The sequence below is a fragment of the Streptomyces sp. S465 genome (assembly GCF_026898115.1).
In the GTDB taxonomy this organism is placed as follows: Bacteria; Actinomycetota; Actinomycetes; order Streptomycetales; family Streptomycetaceae; genus Streptomyces; species Streptomyces luomodiensis.
Genome location: NZ_CP114036.1, coordinates 2877580 through 2895487, shown reverse-complemented (window position 1 = coordinate 2895487; position 17908 = coordinate 2877580). Strand labels below are relative to the sequence as shown.

Here is a 17908-nt window from a genome sequence, read left to right as displayed (position 1 = left end):
TCGTACTCCTCGTTACCAGGTGACGGGCAGTTCGTAGACGCCGTAGACGGCACCGTCGTGTTTGAACGGTAGTTGGTCGAGGCCGGTCGCCAGCCGCAAAGTGGGAATCCGGCGGTAGAGCGTGCTGTAGACGACCTGGAGCTCCAGCCGGGCGAGCGGCTGGCCCAGGCACTGGTGGACGCCGAAGCCGAACGCCATGTGGCGGCGGGCGTCGCGGCTGATGTCCAGCCGCTCGGGCTCGGGGAAGACCTCCGCGTCCCAGTTGCCGGTGCCGGTGTGGAGGATGATCCCGTCCCCGGCGCGGATGGTCTCGCCGCCGACCTCGATGTCCTCCAGCGCGACCCGGCGCCGGCCGTTGTGCACGATGGACAGGTAGCGCAGCAGTTCCTCGACCGCCCTGGCCACCGCCTTGGGATCGTCGGTCTCCCGCAGGACGGCGAGCTGGTCGGGGTGTTCCAGCAGCGCGACGGTGCCGAGGGCGATCATGTTGGCGGTGGTCTCATGACCGGCGATCAGCAGCAGCACGCCCATGTTGGCGGCCTCGCGCTGGGTCAGCTCACCGGCCCTGACCCGGGCGGCCAGCTCGGAGAGCATGTCGTCGGCGGGGTCGGCGAGTTTGGCGGCGACCAGGTTGTCCAGATAGTCGGTCAGCGCCTCGTTGGCGCGGACCACGTCCTCGACCGACGACGCCATGTTGATCAGCACCGAGCTGTTCTTCTGGAAGAAGTCGTGGTCCTCGTACGGCACCCCGAGCAGCCGGCAGATCACCAGCGACGGCAGCGGCAGCGCGAACGCGCGCACCAGGTCGACCGGGGTCGGCCCGGCCAGCATGGCGTCGATCAGATCGTCGGTGATCTTCTGGATGTCGGGCCGCAACGCCTCGACCCGCTTGATCGCGAACGGTGCGGTGACCATCCGGCGGATCCGGGCGTGCTCGGGGTCGTCCATGCCGAGGAACGTCCGCCGCCGCTTGGAGTTCTCGCGGAAGCCTTCGTTCGGATGCGGGAAACCGGGCACCAGGGGGTCCGAGCTGACCCGCGGGTCGCCGAGCAGCGCGCGCTGGTCGGCGTGCCGGGTCACCAGCCACGGGGTGCTGCCGTCCCACAGCCGCACCTTCGCGATCGGCCGCTCGTTCTGGAGAACCCGGGTGGCCGGGGGCGGGTCGAAGGGGCAGCCGGCCGCACGCGGCATCGGAAACTCCGCAAGCGGCTCTTCCGCCTCGGCCGTGGTCTCTGCCAGCGTCTCGGTCATGTCTCTCCTCGGGTGGGGGATTCCGATGAGCGGAGCGTGAACCTTCGCGATACGGGGACGTGACCCTTCGCGATACGGGGACGTGCTCCTTCGCGATACGGGGACGTGCTCCTTCGCGTCGGACCGATCCTTCGCGTCGGGGATGTGCTCCTTCGTCTCAGGGGACCGATCCTTCGCGTCGGGGACGTGGTGACCAGCGAACCCCCTCCACCTGACGTCCCCCGGTCAGTTTCCTGACGAATCGCTGACAGCGGGAAAGGCCAGCGTGACCGTGGTGCCGCGGCCCGGTGCGCTGCGCACGGTCACCTCGCCGCCGTGCCGCTCGACCACCCGCCGCACGATGGTGAGGCCGAGCCCGCCGCCCAGCTCGCTCCGGCCGTCCTCGGCGGAGCGAGCGTCGGTGAGCCGGGCGATGTCGTACGGGCTCATGCCCGGCCCCTGGTCGCTGACCGACAGCTCGGCCCGCGGCTGCCCGCCGGGCCCGGCCACCGGACCGCGCACCGCCACGGTCACCGGGGACCCGGCGGGGGTGTGCCGCAACGCGTTGACCAGCAGATTGCGGACGGCGTGCCGCAGCAGGCGGCCGTCGGCGACGAGGGCCACCCGGCCGGAGTCCTCCCGTGCGATGGGGCGTTCGGGGTCGAGCACCCCCAGATCCGCCACCGCCTCGTCCGCCACGTCCCGCAGACACACCGGCTCCCGGTCCGGCACCGGTACCCAGGAGGCGTCCGCACGGGGAAACACCTGCTGGACCGCCTGGTGCATACGGTCGGCCTCGTCCTGGATCCGGCGCAGGGCGCGCACCATCAGCTCGGGGTCGTCGCTGAGCCCCTGGAGCGGGAGTTCGGCCCAGCCCCGGATGGTGGTCAGGGAGGTGCGCAGCTCGTGCAGCAGCACCTCCAGCCGCTGCTGGCGCTCGTCCGCCTCCTCCCCGTGCGCGCTCATATCTGCGCGAGGCGGCCGAGCCAGTAGCCGAAGCCACGGCGGGTGTGGATCAGGGCGGGCCCGGCCCCGTCGACCTTGTGGCGGAGGCGGGAGACCAGCTTCTCGATGGCGTTGTCCCCGTAACGCCTGTGCTCCGCCAGCCACAGATGCTCGCCGATCTGCTCCTTGGACAGCACCTGGCCCGCGTTGACCAGCAGATAGCGCAGCAGCCGGAACTCCCCCGGGGTCAGCGCCAGCGTCCGCTGCCCACGCCGCGCCTGACGGGTCGTATCGTCCAGCACCAGATCCGCGTAGCGCGGCGACGGCTCCTCCCGCCGCCGGCTCCGGGTGCGCAGCTGCGCCTGCACCCGGGCCAGCACCTCGGCGATCCGGAACGGCTTGGTGACGTAGTCGTTCCCGCCGATGCCGAGGCCGGTGACCAGCGAGTCCAGCGAGTCGCGGGCGGTGAGGAAGAGCACCGGCGGATGGTCCTCATCGGCCGCGACCAGACGCCGGCACACCGTGAAGCCGTCCATGTCCGGCAGCATCACATCGAGGATCACCAGGTCGGGCCGCTCCCGCCCGACCCGGTCGAGCGCCTCCCCGCCGGTGGCCGCGGTGCCGACCCGGTAACCGGCCAGCTCCAGGGTGGTCGCCAGCAGTTCGGCGATTCTCGTTTCGTCGTCGACGACCAGGATGTGCTGCCCGCCGCCACGGGCGGGTGCTGGCTTCTCGGGCTTTTCGCTGACACTCCCGTACACGCCATGACACTACGTGAACCGACCGTTCCGGGGCACCAGGACCCTGATCGTGAGCGATGGGATCCGGACAGTTCGCCACCGTCATTGAACGCGAGAACGAGAGGTTAGCGGCCTGTTAGCGGATCGGCAGGAGTCCGTCAGCGGCGGCGGACAGTGTGGTCGCCACGAGCCCGAAGGACGGGGCAGGCCACGACAGAACCCACGACACGGGGGGACACATGCCCTATCGCACCGCACGTCACCACACCCGCAAGGCCGTCGCCGCCGCCGCGGTGGTCGCCGCCGCCGCCTTCGGGCTGACCGCCTGCCAGGACACCGGGAACGACGCCGCGGGAGCCGAGTCCTCCGCCGCCTCCGGCTCGCACGACTCCGGCTCCCAGGACCCCCGTTCCGCCGCCGGCTCCGCGAAGAGCGGATCGGGCGCCGCGGAGTCCCTGCGGAAGAAGACCGTCACTCCGCTGCGCGACGGCGCGGCCCTCTACCCCCGGGCGATCCGGCTGGAGCACAGCGGCGACCGCAACGGACGCGTGCTCGCCTCGTCCGTCGTCCACGACGGCGGCGACGGCGTCGGCACCATCCAGGAGAGCACCGACGACGGAGCGAGCTTTCGCCAAGTGGGCACCATCGCCGACCCCAAGTCCGCCGACGGCCGCGGGCTGTGCTGCGCGACCCTCTTCGAACTGCCGCGACAGATCGGGGACATGCCGGCCGGCACCCTGCTGTGGGCCGCCTCCTTCGGCCAGGACGAGTCCGACCGCCGGATGTCGATACGGGTGTTCAAGAGCACCGACGTGGGCCGTCATTGGACCTACCTGTCCACGGTCGCCGCCGCCACCGACGCCAAGGGGCTGTGGGAGCCGGAGTTCTCCATCGACGCCGAGGGAAACCTGGTCTGCCACTACTCCGACGAAACCGATCCGCGCCACAGCCAGAAGCTCGTCGCCGTGCGCTCCCGGGACGGCGTCTCCTGGAGCGGTCTCCACGACACCGTCGCGAGCGCCCCGGTCTCCGACCGCCCCGGAATGGCGGTCGTGCGCAAGCTGCCGACCGGCACGTACATCATGACCTACGAGATCTGCTCCGACGACGCCCAGTACTCATGCGTGGTGCACTACCGCACCTCTCCCGACGGATGGGACTGGGGCGACCCCGCCAACCTCGGTATCCGGCCCGAGACGGCGGACGGCAAGTACTTCAAGCACGCGCCCAACCTGGCCTGGGCACCGGAGGAAGGGAACCCGCAGGGCAAGCTGCTGCTGGTCGGGCAGGCGATGTACAACGCGGACGGCAGCAAGGCCCAGGGCAGCGGGCGCACGATCTGGACCAACAGCAAGGGCGGCCAAGGCGCCTGGCGCGAGATCCCGGCCCCCGTCGCCGTGACGTCCGACAAGGTGGACTTCTGCCCCAACTACAGCTCCAGCCTGCTGCCTTCAGCCGACGGCAGCGAGGTGCTGGAGGCCGCGACCGACTACGACGGGGGCGTGTGCCGGCTGTATTACGCAACGAATGACGCGTGACCCGGCCGGCGGTATTGCGGCCTTGGGGTGTGGCGTCAATCCTCGAAGGGCGCGGCGAGCAGCAGGTCCTCCACGGTGGGCACCGAGAAGTCGGCGATGTGGCGGCGGCCGACCTCGGCGAAGGGATGCATGAGTTCCCCCATGGGCTTGGTGCGGCACAGCGACACTATGGTGTCGATCGCCTCTTGCTTGAATCCCTTCCGGGGAAACGCGGTCAGCACGTCATCAAGAGCGTCGGACGGCAATTTCTGAAGGCCGTTCCCGGAGAAATCCATACCCGAACCGACGGCGATCATGGCGATCTCCGGTCGCTTCCGAGCCGCGATACCGGCGGTGGTGTGCAGGGCGATCGCGTCCCAGACCACCGCCACCCGGTCGGCCGACATCCGCTGTTCCCGGAGGAACCGCTGTGCGGCGTCGGCACCGTCGACCTCGAAGCGCTCATTCGGCGTCCGGTACGCCTCGACCAGCCCGAGGTCATGCAGGACCGAGGCGACGAAGACCAGCTCGCGGTCGTAGCGAACGCCCTGCTGGTCGAACATCAGACAGCCGAAGAGGTACGTCCGCATGACATGGTTGAAAAGCGTCTCGGTGGACGCGCCTCGTGCGAACGCCGCGGCCTCCCGGGCCAGGCCACTGTCGGGAATGCGGACACCGGCCACCGCCGTGGGCAGGGCATCGGCACGCGGCCTCGGCGCCGCGGCAGCGGGCGGATGGGAGACGGCGGCGGCGAACGCGGACGCGGCGGCGACGCCGGCACCACGTTGCAGCACCGTGCGCCGGGTGACCTTCTTCGTGCCCTTGCTCTTGTCAAACATGTGGAGAGCCTTCTCGTGGTCGGCGGTTGGTGCCACGAGACTATGAAGGGCGTCACCGAGCCAACAGCGGCGAAAATGCCGAGAAACCTCTGATTCTCGCCAGGAAGGATTCCACCGCCTCGGCGTCGGAGGTGTGCCGCGCTCCGTGCGCTAGCCGACGTGCGGCCAGAGCAGGACCATCGCCGCGATGCACCCCGTGGCCGACGCTGTGAGCCAGTACAGGGAAAAGGTATTGAGCGGCACCTTGGTCCAGGGCTTCTGTTCCTGTTCCGCGATGTCGGCCGCGACCCTTTTCCTGACCGGCGCCAGCATGATGACCATCATCAACAGGCCGCAACTGTACAAATACAGGGTGAAGGAGACGGAGTAGCCTTTTACCGCGGCGCTGGGCACCAGAAAGACGCAGCCGGCCAGCGGGGCGAGGAACGTGCGCCGCTGTGCCTTCGGCGTCGGCATGCACCAGCGCATCGCGACCATGTAGATGACGGTGGTGACGGCGGCGACGAAGACCCAGCCGTCTGTGGTCAAACGGGAAGACGTGATCATAGCCTGAAGGGATCCTCATCGAGCCGTTCTGCCAGGTGCTCCAGAGTATCCGTAAGGCTTGACGGTGCACCGGCCAGCCTTTCGCGCTGCTGGGCGACCTGACCGATGAGGCGGAGCGTCCGCCCCGACGCGATTCCGGGTACGGCGGTGACCAGGGACCTGACGATGTCTTCCGCGTCGCGCCGGGCATGGACGTCCAGGAGGCATTGGGCGAGCCGTGTGGGGGCGGCCCGCTGCACGGCGAGGCGGTCCAGCGCAGTCCTGGCCGAATGGGCCCTGACCTGGCTCGATACCCACCGCGGATGGCTCCTCGTCTTCGACAACGCCACCCACCCCGACCACCTCGCCCCGTACCTCGCCAGACTCACCCCAGCGGCGACCACCTGATCACCAGCCGCCTCACCTACGGCTGGCACGACCTGGCCGCCACGCGGGCGCGCCTTGCGGCGCGCCGGGCGGTTTGGCCGCCCCGCCGGGCTGCGGCGTGGCCGCCGGTCCCGTCGGGCGCCCACCGCCGTCCGGGGCGGGGGCGTTGTGGCTGGGGCCGACGGCCTGGGCCGTGTTTTAGGTAGCGGGTGAGTCTTGGGCGGATAGTTCTTCCGCCAGTTCCATACAGCGCAGGCGGGCTGGGGAGAAGTCGTAGGGCATCTTGCCGGTGGCTTCGAACACGCTCATGGAGTCAGCCTCCCGCCTGACAGAGCCGAGGTCGGCCTCGCCCTCGCCGTCATCGGCGGTGGCAGGGTGCAAAGTGTCCCAAGCATCGAAGAGGGCATCGTCGTCTTTACCCAGGCCGGACTCCTCGATGACGGCCTGCAGGGCGCTTTCGAAGGCATGCCGCTCGACGGCCACTTGAGCCACCCGTGGATCATCGACGGCGACACTGTCATCGAGTGCCTCCTCGGCGTCATCGATGCGGTCGGAATCCTCCCGCAGAGTGGGATGCGTGGCCAGGACGACGAAGCGGGTGGCCTGGACGGCCGCGCCGAGCGGGCCGAAGATCCGCTCAGTGACCAGCAGACTGTCCAGGTCCGCCTGACGCAGGGAGCCCTCGGGCAGGCTCTTGAGGCGTTCGGTGACGACGTCGGAGAGCAGGCCCATCCGGCTGCCTTCGGTGCGCATCCGCCGCACGGCGGTCCGTTGCCGCCGCAATTCCGCCTCCTGCTCGGCGAGGGTTTCCTCCAACCGCTCCAGGGTGCCCGCGATACCTTCTCCGCTGTCCACACCGGCGGAAGCCGTGCCGGTGGTAAAGGCGTCACGGATGTCGTCCAGGGCGATCCCGGCGTCGGCCATCTTGCGAATCCACAGCAAGCGGATCATGTCCTCGTACCCGTAGCGGCGGCGGTCATCGCCGCCCCGCTCAGGCTCGGGGAGCAGGCCGATCTCGTGGTAATGGCGAATCGCCCGTGGCGTGCTGCCAACGAAGGCCGCCGCGTCACCGATCTTGACCTGACGGGGTGGCATGAAAGACGAATGCATGAGCAGGGACCTTTCCTCAAGGCATCGGGACGTAAGTCCACCGGACCACATGCCGCTACGGAAGGTGCAACCCGGCCTAGCGGGATACCGGTGGCGTCGGTGAACAGATGGTGCTTGCTGCCCGTCCTGCCCCGGTCGACGGGACTTCGTCCGGTCTTGGGCCCCCTTTTGACGCCCGGATGTGGGAGCCGTCGACTGCGGCGCGGGAGAAGTCCAGGGCGTTGGCACCGCGGAGTCGGGCCAGCAGGCACGAAGCCTTCCTCACCCTCGGGTGCGCACTCATCTGCTGGCGACGCCTGAAAGGCATCCCGGTAGGAGTTCTCAGGTGATGTCGTCGACAAGAGCCTCAAGGTGGCGCTCTCCGTCGCGGGTGTGCACGCCGGCGGCCAGTGCAGCCTTGGCAAGACGGGCTGCAGCGGGCTCACTGAAGAGTCCGCTGAGGAGCTCGTTGGCCTTCCGCAGGCCGTGAGTGGTCGACTCGACCGCGGTGTCGACCGCTTCGGTCGCGGCGCGGGCGACGCCGGGCGGCAGAGCGGCGATGCGGGCGGCGAGGGTGTCGACGACGTGGTCAAGGTCGGTGTCCGGCACGGCCCGGTTCACCCAGCCGATCCGTTCCGCGGTCGCGGCATCGATCAGCTGCCCGCCAAGGATGATCTCCAGGGCGCGTGCGCGACCCACGAGACCGGGCAGGTATGCAGTGCCTCCCGCGCCCGGGAGGATTCCCAGGCGGCACTCCATCTGGGCCATTCCGGCGCGCTCGAGCGATGCGAACCGCATGTCCATCGCGGACAGCAGTTCCGCACCGCCGCCGCGTGCCAGTCCGCGCAGCTTGGCGATGGTGATCTGCGGCAGCGACCGGATGCGTTCGTGGAGCCGCATCATCGGGTTGAGGGACTGGTCCTGTTCGGGCGCAATGGGGAGCGCAATGAATGCCGCGGGGTCGTCGGCGGTCGTCATGTCGCCGTGCGCGACGAAGAAGTCCGGGTCCGCGCTGTCAAAAACGATCACCCGGATGTCGTGGTCGCCGGACATGGCGTCCGCGAACCGGTCCAGGTCCGTCATCAGGGCGGCATCGAGCAGATTGATGGGAGGGTTGTCGATCACGACGTGCGCCACGCCGCTGGTGAAAGAGATCTTGAGGGTCGAGTATGCGTCAGTCATGATTCCCGTTTCGACGTCAGGCCAGGTATCTGATGTATATCTAGTGGCAGGGATATACTTCAACGAAATCAGGTATCGCGAGGGAGACCGACGTGCCCGAAGTGAAGCTCAACGGCAACGGCCGGCAGTTGCTCGACCAACTCTTCGACAAGTGGTCCTTGCTGGTACTGGCCGCATTGTGCGACCGCCCCCGACGCTTCAACGAACTCCGGCAACACATGCCCGCTGTCACCCCGAAGTCACTGACCACATGCCTGCGACGACTAGAGCGCAACGGCATGGTCGAGCGAGTGGTCGTGTCCACGGATCCGGTGGCGATCGAATACCGCATCACCCCCCTGGGCCGGACCCTTCGGCCCCCTGTGTACGCCGTACTGGAATGGGCCGTCGATCACCTCGATGCGGTCGAAGCCGCCCGCTGTCGCTACGACGAGCGACGAGTGGACAAGTGACATCCGGGTGTGTCCAGCGCAGGACGGCGCCAGGACTCCCAACTGGTCATGCCGAGCCGTTCGCTGCTTCGCCTGTCCGGTTGGCGTAGGACCGGGCCTCTTCAAGGTGTTTCTTCACCGCGTCTTCGTCATGGGCGCGGGCAGCGATGATGCTCGCCCCGAGGTGAAGCTGTCCGGCAACGGCATGCGACGGCGTCCGATACGCGGCTGTGGTGATCTCCGCCATCGTTCCTGGGAGATCAAGAGCAGCGTCATGGAGCTTCGTGGCCCGGACCTGCTGACACAAAGCCTGAGCAGCGGCGACGAGCTGAGGAGTGGGACGCGGTGTGATCGCCGGATCGGCCCCCAGGTCGTAGAGGCCGAGGGCTTCACGGATCGGGCGGACCAGCGAGGCCAACCGGTCCTGCTGTAGCTCGGTCACGTAGGGCTGCCCGGTCAGCGCCGTGACGTCGACGCACAGCGCTTTCGCCACAGCGGCCACCAGGTCGGGGCTGGCTGGCTTGTGCCCGGACTCAACCTGGGTCAGGAGGCTGTAGGAGTAGGGGATCTTCTGAGTCAGCCCACGCTGCGTCAGCCCAGCCCGTTTCCGGTGATGTGCGATCCGAGCGCCCGTGTGCTCGTCGTCGGGGAGCGGCATGCGTGCCTCCCTTTCGTGACTCACTCAACGGAGACGCTACCCGCTCGGCCACGGCAGAAGACGGCGAACGGCGCTCTCAACACCGAGCGGGCGGGGGTTTGCGGATGAGGGGTGCCAGGCGGTGGACTGCCCGCATGACCGCGAACCGTGTCCTCTACCTGTTCGGAAGCGCCGCCCCGCCGGTGCTGAACATCGCTGGCGTGATCGAACGTGCGCAGGCGGCCGACTGGGATGTCTGCCTCGGATTGACCCCCACGGCCGCGCGCTGGCTTGACGACGAGCTACCAGGGTTGGAGGAGCTGACCGGACACCCGGTGCGCAGCCAGTACAAGCTGCCTCAAGAGCCCGACGCCTGGCCCCCGGCCGATGTCGCGGTCCTGGCACCCGCCACCTTCAACACGATCAACCAGTGGGCCCTGGGGATCACCGAGAAGTTCATCGTCGGATTCGTCGCCGAGGCCATCGGCAAGGGCATCCCCACCGTGACGATGCCGTGCGTCAACGCCGCCTACGTCCAGCACACCCAGTTCGACACCAGCGTTGCCACGCTCCGCGCGATGGGGGTGCGTGTGCTGTATGGGGAAGGCGGATTCGTACCCAACCAGCCGGGCCAGGGTCGACCGGAGAACTATCCGTGGCACTTGGCCCTCGAAGCCGCCGCCTCAGCCGTCAGCGGGCGCGATCCCCGCAGTGCATGAGCCGCCCCGGGACGGTGCAGCCAACGGGCAGGCGGGCTCGCAGCCGTCTAACCGGCGCAACACGAAACCGCTAGCCCCCCTGACCAAAGCCAGGGGGGCTAGCGATGGTTCCAAGGGGCTCATTCAGCCTTGCTTGGGTGCGGCCTGCTGGACGACCTCGAAGGACCACAGCGTGGAGCCGGACGCGGCGGGCTTGTGCTGCGGGGCGTCCTCGCCGCCGCGCTGGTGGGCGGCCTTCATGGGGCCCTCCATCCACGCCTGGAAGTCCTCCTCGCTGCGCCAGCGCGTATAGACGAGGTACTGGTCGGTCCCCTCGACCGGGCGCAGCAGCTCGAACCACTCGAAGCCGTCGGAGTTCTCGACCGTCCCGGCCCGCGACGCGAAACGCTTCTCCAGCACCTCGCGCTGCTCCTCCGGGACCGTCAGCACATTGATCTTGACGATGCTCATGCCCACCATCCTGCCGCATCACCAGGAAGGCCGCGGACTACGACGCCAGGGCCCGTCCGGCGGCCGATCAGCCGCACCGGCCGCCCAGGCATCCGTGCCGCATAGCGGGCCGAGAGCCGGCCCATCCCGGCACAGGCACCCACCGGCCGCGGTGTGACCGGCGCGGCGGCGGACCGTAGGGCGACTGCCAGGCCGGCCGCTCGGTTCGGATCGGGCGGCCCGCGGCGCGGCGCCGTACGGCGACCGGGCCGGGGTCGTTGTCGTGGCGGACGATCAGTAGGCAGGTGGGCACGGCCACCCAGTTCTTGGACACAGAGATACACCGGTTTCAGTGAGAGGACCGCAGCGGAAAGGGGCGCGGCGCACAGGTGCGACGCGCGACGGATCAGCGCTTGGGGGTCTCACGTGGTGTACATCGGCACGTCCTTGACGGGGTGACGGTGGGCGGGAGCACGGTAGCGGCGCACGGGAGTGCGGTTCCACTGATTTTCGGACAGGTGACGATGCCTGGGCGGCGGGTGTCCGCACCCTTGCCGGCGCCGGTCCGAGCGGCGTGAGGCCGTGCCGATGCCGGCGACACCACGGCCGCCGGCATCTCGATCTCCGGAATGGGGATCAGCAGGTGCGCCCGGTGTACCAGGCGCCGTCGACATCTCCGGCCGCCCCGATCCAGGTCACCCCTGGGCCCACACACATCTCAGTGTTGGTGAACCAGTCGTCGATCTCGATCACGATATGTGAGCCGTCGCTCGTGCAGTGGTTGTAGTAGGCGTCGGTGGAGGTCTCGTAGAACCCGCAGGGGTCTTTGACGGCGGGTGCGGCCTGAGCCTGGGGAGCGAACGGGCCGTAGGCCGCGATGGCGGCGAGCGCCGCGGCGGGAAGAACCGCGCGCTTCCACCGTCCGCTCGTCCGGCTCTTCACCGCGTTGACCAGTTGCATGAGTTTTCCCTTCTGCCGGCGTCCGCGTGCACTCGGTCGAGCGCATCGCTCGGTGTTCGCTTGGGGACAAGCCTGCAGAAGGGCACTCTCGTACCGCTGTCGTGCCGCTGTCGTGGTCCTGTCGGAGGGCGTCCGGGCCTGTGCGGCGGCCCGCGCGCGGCGCCGCGGTGTCGCGCGGCCCGTACTGGTGTTGCGCGCCCGGCGGTCGGGAGCCGTACAGCGCTCACTTCGCCGCGGCTCGTACCCGGCGTCGGCCCGGCGACCCCTCAGCCGTGCAGTTTCAGGCCCTTGGTCACCTTGTCCACCTGGCCGCGCGGTCCGTAGACGGCCAGGCCCACCAGGTTCAGCGCGTCGGCCTCGACGGCCCGGACCGTCGCGCGGTTGTCGTCCTCGTTGTCGGTGCCGAACAGCTCTTCGGTGTAGAGGGCCGTCGGCAGGGAGCGGGAGAGGGCTCGGGCGTGGGTGCGGGTGAGGGCGGCGGCGTCGGCGGCGTAGACGAGGACCGGCTCGCGGAACATCGGGAGGTAGGCGTTGCCCGAGGCGTCCTCGTACGGCTTGCCGACGATCTCGTCCGTGGCGTGGGCCAGACCGCTCGCGAGGAAGGCGGTGACGTTCAGCTTCTGCCAGTCGGCGAGGTCGGTGCGGACGATGACGGCGATCTTGGTGTCGAAACGCATGGACCCATCCTCGCCACGGTCGTGACCTGCGGTCTTGAACGCTGGTGCGGGACGGCACAATGGAGCGGTGCGAGCGGTCGGTGCCGTCGGTGCGGTCGGAGAGGGAGCGCGGGGCCAGGAGGACTGGGTCCGGTACTGGCGCGATCCCGACCGGCCCGTGGAGGCCATGCACGCGCACTTCTTCAGCCATCGCTTCCATCCGCACAGCCACGACGCCTACTCCTTCGCCGTCACCGAGATCGGCGCCCAGCGCTTCCGGTGCCGGGGTGCGCTGCGCACCAGCGGGGCGGGGATGGTGATGGTCTTCAACCCCGACGATCCGCATGACGGGGAGGCGGCCGCCGAGCTCGGGTACAAGTACCGGATCATCCACATCGGTCCCGATGTGGTGCGGAACGTTCTCGCCGATGTGGCCGATGTCGCGGACCACCGGGCGGCGTTGCCGCTGTTCGATCAGCCCGTGGTCAGCGATCCGGTGCTGGCCCGCGCCCTGCTGCGGCTGCACACCGCCCTGGTCGACGGCGCCGGACCGCTGGTGCGGGACGAGCGGCTGACCGCCGCCGTCGGGGCGATGGTGCGGCGCGGGGCCACCGGCCCGCTGCGCGCCCGAGCGCTTCCGGCCGGGGGCGGCGGGCAGGCGCGGGCCGCGCTGCGTGCCCGCGCGCTGCTGGAGGAGGCGTACGCGGAGGAGATCCCGGCGGCGCGGCTCGCGGAGGCCGCCGGATGCAGCCGGTACGCGCTCTACCGGGCGTTCCGCGCCACGTACGGAATGGCGCCGAGCGACGTCCAGCGCCAGCTCCGGCTGCGCCGGGCGCGCGGGCTGCTGGTCGCGGGCCGTAGCGCGGCCGAGGCCGCGGCCCAGGCGGGGTTCGCCGACCAGAGCCATTTCCACCGGTGGTTCGTGCGGTGCTTCGGGGTGACGCCGGGGGCGTTCCAGCGCGCGGCCGGTCCCGATTCGCGGCGCACCCCGCGACCCTGATGAAATTGGCCCGGACCGTACGGACGCACGCGGAGCGCAAGCACCCCGCCAAAGCCTGACATCTTTCGGACAACCGCCGACGACAGTCAGGTGACGTGGGGGTGTGCGGCGTCTGAGTAGTGGGCTCAGTAGGGTCTCCAGACATCCGGGACAGGTGAAGACGGCAAGTGGGGGAGCGGCACGGCGTGGCGAACGTGGAGCGGAGCGGACTGCGGCGCACCCCGGACCCGGGGCCGGCCCCCGGTGCGGTCGGGGCGCGGACGCCACGGACCAGAATGGGGCTCGCGGCCCTGTGGCTCCTGGCGGGCCTGCTGGCCGTCCGTCAGGCGGCCGCGGTGCTGCGGAGGCCGCCGGGCGAGCGGCTGACCGACCTGGAGACCTGGCTCGGCGACCAGGGCGTGCTGCACGTCAGAGGGTCGCTGTACGACGGGGACTCGTTCACCGGCACCCCGTTCTCCGGGCTCGTCCTCAAGCCGCTGACCCGGGCCGCCGAACAGAGCCTCGGCGTCGCCTGGACCTTCGGCACCCTGCTGCTGGTCGTGGTCCTCGGGCTGGTCGTGGCCCGCGCGCTGCCCGGTCCGGTCTCCCGCCGCACCTCGCTGATCGCCGCCCCCCTGGCCATCAGCCTGCTGGTGCTCTCGCTTCCGGTGCGCAACACCTTCACCCTCGGCCAGACCAGCATCATCCCGGTACTGCTGGTCGTCCTCACCGTGCTGCCCAGGACCTCCGGACGGCAGACCGGGGTGCTCATCGGCGTGGCCGCGGCGCTCCAGCCCGCGCTGCTGCTGTTCGCCGTCGTGCTGTGGTGCATCGGACGGCGCCGGGCCGCGGCCCTGGCGGGCGCGACCTTCGCCGCGTGCTCCGCGCTCGCCTGGGCGGCGATGCCGCACGACTCGTGGGCGTACTGGCTGCACCACATCGGTGGCGCCGGGCTCGGCGCGCCCGCCGACAGCCTGGCCAACCAGTCGCTGCACGGGCTGCTGCTGCGCATCGGTCTCGAGGGCCCGGCCGAGCTGGTGCTGCTGGCCGTGCTCGCGGTCGCGGTCGCCGTGATCGGCCTGCGCCGCGCGGTGCGCTACGCGAGGGACGGGCAGCCGCTGCTCGCCGCCGCCATCACCGGCAGCGTGGCGCTCGCGGTCTCGCCCACCTCCTGGCAGCACCAGCAGCTGTGGATCCTGCTGGCCGTGGTCGGCCGGGTGGGCCGGCGCGCCTCGGACCGGCTGGTGTGGCCGGTGCTGGTGGTGCTGGCGATGTCGCTCAGCCGCACCGCCCTGCTGCCCGACATCGAGATCCTCGGCCATATCGGCTACAACGCGCCGCTGCTGGCCGCGCTCGCCGCCGCCTGTGTGGTGCCGTTCCTCTCCCGTACCTCGCCGCACTGGGACGCCCCCGAGCCGACCCCGGTCGCCGAACCGGCCAAGGGCCGCTTCGCCTGGGTGCCGTTGCTGAGGTTCGTCAAGCGGCCGCTGTCCCGCCCGAATCTGATGCTCGAGCTGATGCTGATCCGCGTCGGCTACTTCGCCTACTCCTGGATCCGCGGCCACGCCCCGGACGAGCGCAGCGTGGCCGAGGGCCATGGCCACCAGGTGCTCACCCTCGAGGGCTGGCTGCACATCGACATCGAGCACTGGTTCAACGCCATCGTGGCGGACACCTCGGGGCTCAAGCACTTCATGAACTGGTACTACAGCACCTTCCACTTCCTGATTCCGCTGTCCCTGCTGGCCTGGCTGTATCTGCGCCGCCCGGCGACCTACCGCTGGGCCCGTACCCCGCTGGCCTTCGCCACGCTGCTCGCCCTGGTCGGCTTCTGGCTCTACCCGCTGGCCCCGCCGCGGCTGATGGGCCTGGGGTACGTGGACACCGCGCACGGCCCGCAGGACCTGAACAACCCGGACTTCGGCGCGCTCACCAAGCTGTCCAACCAGTACGCGGCCATGCCGTCGCTGCATGTGGGGTGGTCGCTGTGGTGCGGGGTGGTCATCGCGATCGTGGCGCCGTACGTGTGGGCGAAGGCGCTCGGCATCCTGTACCCGCTGCTGACGACGGCCGTCATCGTGGGCACCGCGAACCACTATGTGCTGGACGCGATCGGCGGCGCGGCCATCGTCTCGGCCGGGTTCGGGCTCCAGTACCTGCTGCTCGGCGTGGGCAAGCGCCCGCACGAGGAGGCACCGCCGCTGTCGGCGGCGGTGGGCGCCGCGGTCACCCGGGCCCGGGAGCTGGTGCCGGGGCTGGTACGGCAGCGCGGCGGACAGCACGACGAGGCCGAGCCCGCGGAGGAGGGCCGGCGCGCCGAGGACGGTCGGGGTGCGAAGGACGGTCGTGTCGAGGGCGCGGAAACGGCGGGCGCGGAGTCGGCTGACGCTTCGCGTTGAGAGGCATGACCGGCGGGTCTAGCGTGGTGAAAAGGGGCGGAAACGGCTCAGACGGGGGAATTTAGGGAATCGAGACGGGGAGCGGGGGCCCCGACCGAGGAGGGATCAAGGATGTCCCTGGTGAAGGCAGCAACAGCGGCGGTGGCGATGGCTGCCTCGATGGCCATCGCGACCCCCGCGGTCGCCGCGCCGCCGCGCCCCTTCGTCTTCGTCCACGACAACTTCCAGCCGGCGTCGCAGGCGAAGAGCGCCGGTGCGGTGACCTACGACAAGGCGCTGGTGCCGACGACCGCGACGGCGTTCGTCGCGGAGCTGCGGCTGGGTGGCAAGGGCATGGAGCAGCACGAGAAGAACATGCACGGCGGCCACCACAAGATGCACAGTGGCACGTTCGTCTTCCTCAGTCTGCGGGGTGTCGCGGCCGACCACCACTTCGGGATCCATGTCCATACGAAGGCGTGCGGCACCAAGCCCGACGCGTCGGGGCCGCACTACCAGAACAAGAAGGATCCCAAGCAGCCCTCGACCAATCCGAAGTACGCCAATCCGCACAACGAGGTGTGGCTGGACGTCACCACCAACGGCTCCGGCAAGGGTTACGCCAAGGCGTGGGTGAAGTGGCACTTCAGGTCCGGGGAGGCCCGCTCGGTGGTGATCCACAAGCATGCGACGGGCACCACGTCGGGCAAGGCCGGGGAGGCCGGCGCCCGGGTGGCGTGCGTCAACGTGCCGTTCAAGTAGCGGCGTCGCGGGCTCAGGACGGTGTGGTCGCGGGGTCAGGACGGTGTGTAGGACACCCGCATCTCCTTGATCCCGTTCAACCAGGCCGAGCGCAGCCGCCGGGGCTCACCGGTGAGCCGGATGTCCGGGAGGGTGTCCGCGATGGCCTCGAAGATCAGCCGGATCTCCAGCTCCGCCAGGCTCTTGCCGAGGCAGAAGTGCGGTCCGCCGCCCCCGAAGCCGAGATGGGGGTTGGGGTCGCGGGTGATGTCGAAGACCTCCGGTCGGTCGAAGACCTCGGGGTCGTTGTTGGCGGAGGAGTAGAAGACGCCGACCCGCCGGCCCGCCTCGATGCGCTGTCCGCCGAGTTCGGTGTCCTGGGTGGCGGTGCGCTGGAAGGACATCACGGGGGTGGCCCAGCGCACGATCTCGTCGGCGGTGGTGGCGGGGCGCTCGTCCTTGAACAGCTCCCACTGGCCGGGGTGGGTGAGGAAGGCGTGCATCCCGTGGCTGATGGCGTTGCGCGTGGTCTCGTTGCCGGCGACGGCGAGCAGCAGGACGAAGAAGCCGAACTCGTCCGAGCCGAGGTTGCCCTCGTCCTCGGCGGCCACCAGCCGGCTGACGATGTCCTTGGCCGGGCACGCCTTGCGGTCGGCGGCGAGGTTCATCGCGTACGAGATCAGTTCCATGGCCGACTCGGCGCCGATCTCCTCGGTGATGGCCAGCTCCGGATCGTCGTACGCGACCATCTTGTTGGACCAGTCGAAGATCTTGGACCGGTCCTGCTGGGGGATGCCGATCAGCTCGGCGATCGCCTGGAGCGGCAGTTCGCAGGCGACATCGGTGACGAAGTCCCCGCTGCCGCCCTCCCTGGCCCCGGCCACGATGCGTTCGGCGCGGTCGCGCAGGGCGTTCTCGAGGGCGCGGATGGCGCGTGGGGTGAAGCCGCGCTGGACGATCTGGCGGACCCGGGTGTGCTCGGGCGGGTCCATATTGAGCATGATCAGCTTCTGGACGTCGATCTGGTCGCGCTGGATGTGCTCGTTGAAGCGGATGATCGCGGTGTTGGCGTGGGAGGAGAAGATCTCCGGCCGGGTGGAGACCTCCTTGACGTCGGCGTGGCGGGTGACGGCCCAGTACCCGTCGTCGTCGAAGCCCGCGACGCCGTGCGGCTGGGGTATCCAGCACACGGGGGCGGTCCGCCGCAGCCGGGCGAGCTCCGGGAGTGGCACCCGATGCTGGTGGAGGTCGGGGTCGGTGAGGTCAAAGCCTTCGGGGAGCGCTGGACAGGACATCGGCCACTCCAGGGATCTCACGGATCTGACGACCTATCAGAAGTGTCCGCAACGTAGTAACGGGTTCTACAAGTCGCAAGAGAAAAGGCGGCCATTGTTGCGGCGGGGCGGGGCCGCCCACGGTCCGCGCAACCCCTGCACGACCCTTGCGCCGCCGGGCCGGGCCTCAGCAGACTGAGCGGGAGAACTAGAACGCGTACTAGTTCTGGCGCGGGCGCTGCCGGGAGCC

At 69.7% G+C, this 17908-nt stretch carries 17 protein-coding genes and 2 pseudogenes; 6 read left to right on the top strand and 13 right to left on the bottom strand.

The features are described from left to right. Nucleotides 1–12: 12 nt before the first annotated feature. The 3 genes from N6H00_RS12510 to N6H00_RS12500 all read right to left on the bottom strand — a co-directional run bounded on the left by N6H00_RS12510 (nucleotide 13) and on the right by N6H00_RS12500 (nucleotide 2936). The gene (locus tag N6H00_RS12510) at nucleotides 13–1251 is read right to left on the bottom strand and encodes a cytochrome P450 (RefSeq protein WP_268971727.1); all 1239 of its coding nucleotides are present in this window, start codon (nucleotides 1249–1251) and stop codon (nucleotides 13–15) included. Between the two features lie 225 nt (nucleotides 1252–1476). Next, on the bottom strand, nucleotides 1477–2196 hold the full coding sequence (locus N6H00_RS12505) for a sensor histidine kinase (RefSeq protein WP_268971726.1): 720 nt from the start codon (nucleotides 2194–2196) through the stop codon (nucleotides 1477–1479). Continuing rightward, on the bottom strand, nucleotides 2193–2936 hold the full coding sequence (locus N6H00_RS12500) for a response regulator transcription factor (RefSeq protein WP_268971725.1): 744 nt from the start codon (nucleotides 2934–2936) through the stop codon (nucleotides 2193–2195). Before N6H00_RS12500 ends, N6H00_RS12505 begins: the two co-directional genes overlap by 4 nt. 218 nt (nucleotides 2937–3154) lie before the next feature. Here N6H00_RS12500 and N6H00_RS12495 point away from each other — a divergent pair, with 218 nt between their 5' ends. Then, nucleotides 3155–4453 (top strand): sialidase family protein, encoded by a 1299-nt coding sequence (locus tag N6H00_RS12495; protein WP_268971724.1) that lies wholly within the window; start codon nucleotides 3155–3157, stop codon nucleotides 4451–4453. Between the two features lie 35 nt (nucleotides 4454–4488). Here N6H00_RS12495 and N6H00_RS12490 read toward each other — a convergent pair whose 3' ends face one another. The 5 genes and pseudogenes from N6H00_RS12490 to N6H00_RS12470 all read right to left on the bottom strand — a co-directional run bounded on the left by N6H00_RS12490 (nucleotide 4489) and on the right by N6H00_RS12470 (nucleotide 8454). Then, on the bottom strand, nucleotides 4489–5271 hold the full coding sequence (locus N6H00_RS12490) for an HD domain-containing protein (RefSeq protein WP_268971723.1): 783 nt from the start codon (nucleotides 5269–5271) through the stop codon (nucleotides 4489–4491). Between the two features lie 150 nt (nucleotides 5272–5421). Continuing rightward, nucleotides 5422–5817, bottom strand: a complete 396-nt coding sequence (locus N6H00_RS12485) for a hypothetical protein (RefSeq protein WP_268971722.1) — start codon at nucleotides 5815–5817, stop codon at nucleotides 5422–5424. 564 nt (nucleotides 5818–6381) lie between these two features. Further along, complete coding sequence (locus N6H00_RS12480; protein WP_268971721.1) at nucleotides 6382–7293, bottom strand: MerR family transcriptional regulator; 912 nt, start codon at nucleotides 7291–7293, stop codon at nucleotides 6382–6384. 77 nt (nucleotides 7294–7370) lie between these two features. Further along, nucleotides 7371–7540, bottom strand: a pseudogene (locus tag N6H00_RS12475) (IS5/IS1182 family transposase); the annotation flags it as partial. Nucleotides 7541–7614: 74 nt separating this feature from the next. Beyond that, nucleotides 7615–8454 carry an enoyl-CoA hydratase/isomerase family protein gene (locus N6H00_RS12470; RefSeq protein WP_268971720.1) on the bottom strand — a complete coding sequence of 280 codons (840 nt, stop codon included), beginning with the start codon at nucleotides 8452–8454 and terminating at the stop codon, nucleotides 7615–7617. Between the two features lie 92 nt (nucleotides 8455–8546). Here N6H00_RS12470 and N6H00_RS12465 point away from each other — a divergent pair, with 92 nt between their 5' ends. Continuing rightward, nucleotides 8547–8906 (top strand): winged helix-turn-helix transcriptional regulator, encoded by a 360-nt coding sequence (locus N6H00_RS12465; RefSeq protein WP_268971719.1) that lies wholly within the window; start codon nucleotides 8547–8549, stop codon nucleotides 8904–8906. Between the two features lie 58 nt (nucleotides 8907–8964). On the opposite strand, the pseudogene N6H00_RS12460 reads toward N6H00_RS12465, so the two are convergent. Beyond that, nucleotides 8965–9543, bottom strand: a pseudogene (locus N6H00_RS12460) (helix-turn-helix domain-containing protein); the annotation flags it as partial. A gap of 134 nt (nucleotides 9544–9677) precedes the next feature. Here N6H00_RS12460 and N6H00_RS12455 point away from each other — a divergent pair. Continuing rightward, nucleotides 9678–10241, top strand: a complete 564-nt coding sequence (locus N6H00_RS12455) for a flavoprotein (protein WP_268971718.1) — start codon at nucleotides 9678–9680, stop codon at nucleotides 10239–10241. A gap of 123 nt (nucleotides 10242–10364) precedes the next feature. Here N6H00_RS12455 and N6H00_RS12450 read toward each other — a convergent pair whose 3' ends face one another. The 3 genes from N6H00_RS12450 to N6H00_RS12440 form a co-directional block, all read right to left on the bottom strand. Next, nucleotides 10365–10691 carry an antibiotic biosynthesis monooxygenase family protein gene (locus N6H00_RS12450; RefSeq protein WP_268971717.1) on the bottom strand — a complete coding sequence of 109 codons (327 nt, stop codon included), beginning with the start codon at nucleotides 10689–10691 and terminating at the stop codon, nucleotides 10365–10367. A gap of 615 nt (nucleotides 10692–11306) precedes the next feature. After that, the gene (locus N6H00_RS12445; protein ID WP_268971716.1) at nucleotides 11307–11630 is read right to left on the bottom strand and encodes a DUF6355 family natural product biosynthesis protein; all 324 of its coding nucleotides are present in this window, start codon (nucleotides 11628–11630) and stop codon (nucleotides 11307–11309) included. Nucleotides 11631–11896: 266 nt separating this feature from the next. After that, on the bottom strand, nucleotides 11897–12307 hold the full coding sequence (locus N6H00_RS12440; protein WP_268971715.1) for a DUF2000 domain-containing protein: 411 nt from the start codon (nucleotides 12305–12307) through the stop codon (nucleotides 11897–11899). A 166-nt stretch (nucleotides 12308–12473) separates the two neighbouring features. Between N6H00_RS12440 and N6H00_RS12435 the strand changes: the two genes are divergently transcribed. The 3 genes from N6H00_RS12435 to N6H00_RS12425 all read left to right on the top strand — a co-directional run bounded on the left by N6H00_RS12435 (nucleotide 12474) and on the right by N6H00_RS12425 (nucleotide 16405). Beyond that, nucleotides 12474–13286, top strand: a complete 813-nt coding sequence (locus N6H00_RS12435) for an AraC family transcriptional regulator (RefSeq protein WP_268976942.1) — start codon at nucleotides 12474–12476, stop codon at nucleotides 13284–13286. Nucleotides 13287–13561: 275 nt separating this feature from the next. Next, a complete protein-coding gene (locus tag N6H00_RS12430) occupies nucleotides 13562–15664 on the top strand; it encodes a bifunctional glycosyltransferase 87/phosphatase PAP2 family protein (RefSeq protein WP_268976941.1) in 2103 nt (700 codons plus the stop codon). Nucleotides 15665–15775: 111 nt separating this feature from the next. Continuing rightward, a complete protein-coding gene (locus N6H00_RS12425; RefSeq protein ID WP_268971714.1) occupies nucleotides 15776–16405 on the top strand; it encodes a superoxide dismutase family protein in 630 nt (209 codons plus the stop codon). A gap of 35 nt (nucleotides 16406–16440) precedes the next feature. Here the strand turns inward: N6H00_RS12425 and N6H00_RS12420 are convergent, their stop codons facing one another. Continuing rightward, a complete protein-coding gene (locus N6H00_RS12420) occupies nucleotides 16441–17679 on the bottom strand; it encodes a cytochrome P450 (protein ID WP_268971713.1) in 1239 nt (412 codons plus the stop codon). Nucleotides 17680–17908: the final 229 nt, after the last annotated feature.

Bases quoted from the DNA above. Each gene is read 5' to 3' on its own strand.
- N6H00_RS12510 (WP_268971727.1), bottom strand. From the start codon at position 1,251: ATGACCGAGACGCTGGCAGAGACCACGGCCGAGGCGGAAGAGCCGCTT.
- N6H00_RS12505 (WP_268971726.1), bottom strand. From the start codon at position 2,196: ATGAGCGCGCACGGGGAGGAGGCGGACGAGCGCCAGCAGCGGCTGGAG.
- N6H00_RS12495 (WP_268971724.1), top strand. From the start codon at position 3,155: ATGCCCTATCGCACCGCACGTCACCACACCCGCAAGGCCGTCGCCGCC.
- N6H00_RS12490 (WP_268971723.1), bottom strand. From the start codon at position 5,271: ATGTTTGACAAGAGCAAGGGCACGAAGAAGGTCACCCGGCGCACGGTG.
- N6H00_RS12485 (WP_268971722.1), bottom strand. From the start codon at position 5,817: ATGATCACGTCTTCCCGTTTGACCACAGACGGCTGGGTCTTCGTCGCC.
- N6H00_RS12480 (WP_268971721.1), bottom strand. From the start codon at position 7,293: ATGCATTCGTCTTTCATGCCACCCCGTCAGGTCAAGATCGGTGACGCG.
- N6H00_RS12470 (WP_268971720.1), bottom strand. From the start codon at position 8,454: ATGACTGACGCATACTCGACCCTCAAGATCTCTTTCACCAGCGGCGTG.
- N6H00_RS12455 (WP_268971718.1), top strand. From the start codon at position 9,678: ATGACCGCGAACCGTGTCCTCTACCTGTTCGGAAGCGCCGCCCCGCCG.
- N6H00_RS12450 (WP_268971717.1), bottom strand. From the start codon at position 10,691: ATGAGCATCGTCAAGATCAATGTGCTGACGGTCCCGGAGGAGCAGCGC.
- N6H00_RS12445 (WP_268971716.1), bottom strand. From the start codon at position 11,630: ATGCAACTGGTCAACGCGGTGAAGAGCCGGACGAGCGGACGGTGGAAG.
- N6H00_RS12440 (WP_268971715.1), bottom strand. From the start codon at position 12,307: ATGCGTTTCGACACCAAGATCGCCGTCATCGTCCGCACCGACCTCGCC.
- N6H00_RS12435 (WP_268976942.1), top strand. From the start codon at position 12,474: ATGCACGCGCACTTCTTCAGCCATCGCTTCCATCCGCACAGCCACGAC.
- N6H00_RS12430 (WP_268976941.1), top strand. From the start codon at position 13,562: ATGGGGCTCGCGGCCCTGTGGCTCCTGGCGGGCCTGCTGGCCGTCCGT.
- N6H00_RS12425 (WP_268971714.1), top strand. From the start codon at position 15,776: ATGTCCCTGGTGAAGGCAGCAACAGCGGCGGTGGCGATGGCTGCCTCG.
- N6H00_RS12420 (WP_268971713.1), bottom strand. From the start codon at position 17,679: ATGTCCTGTCCAGCGCTCCCCGAAGGCTTTGACCTCACCGACCCCGAC.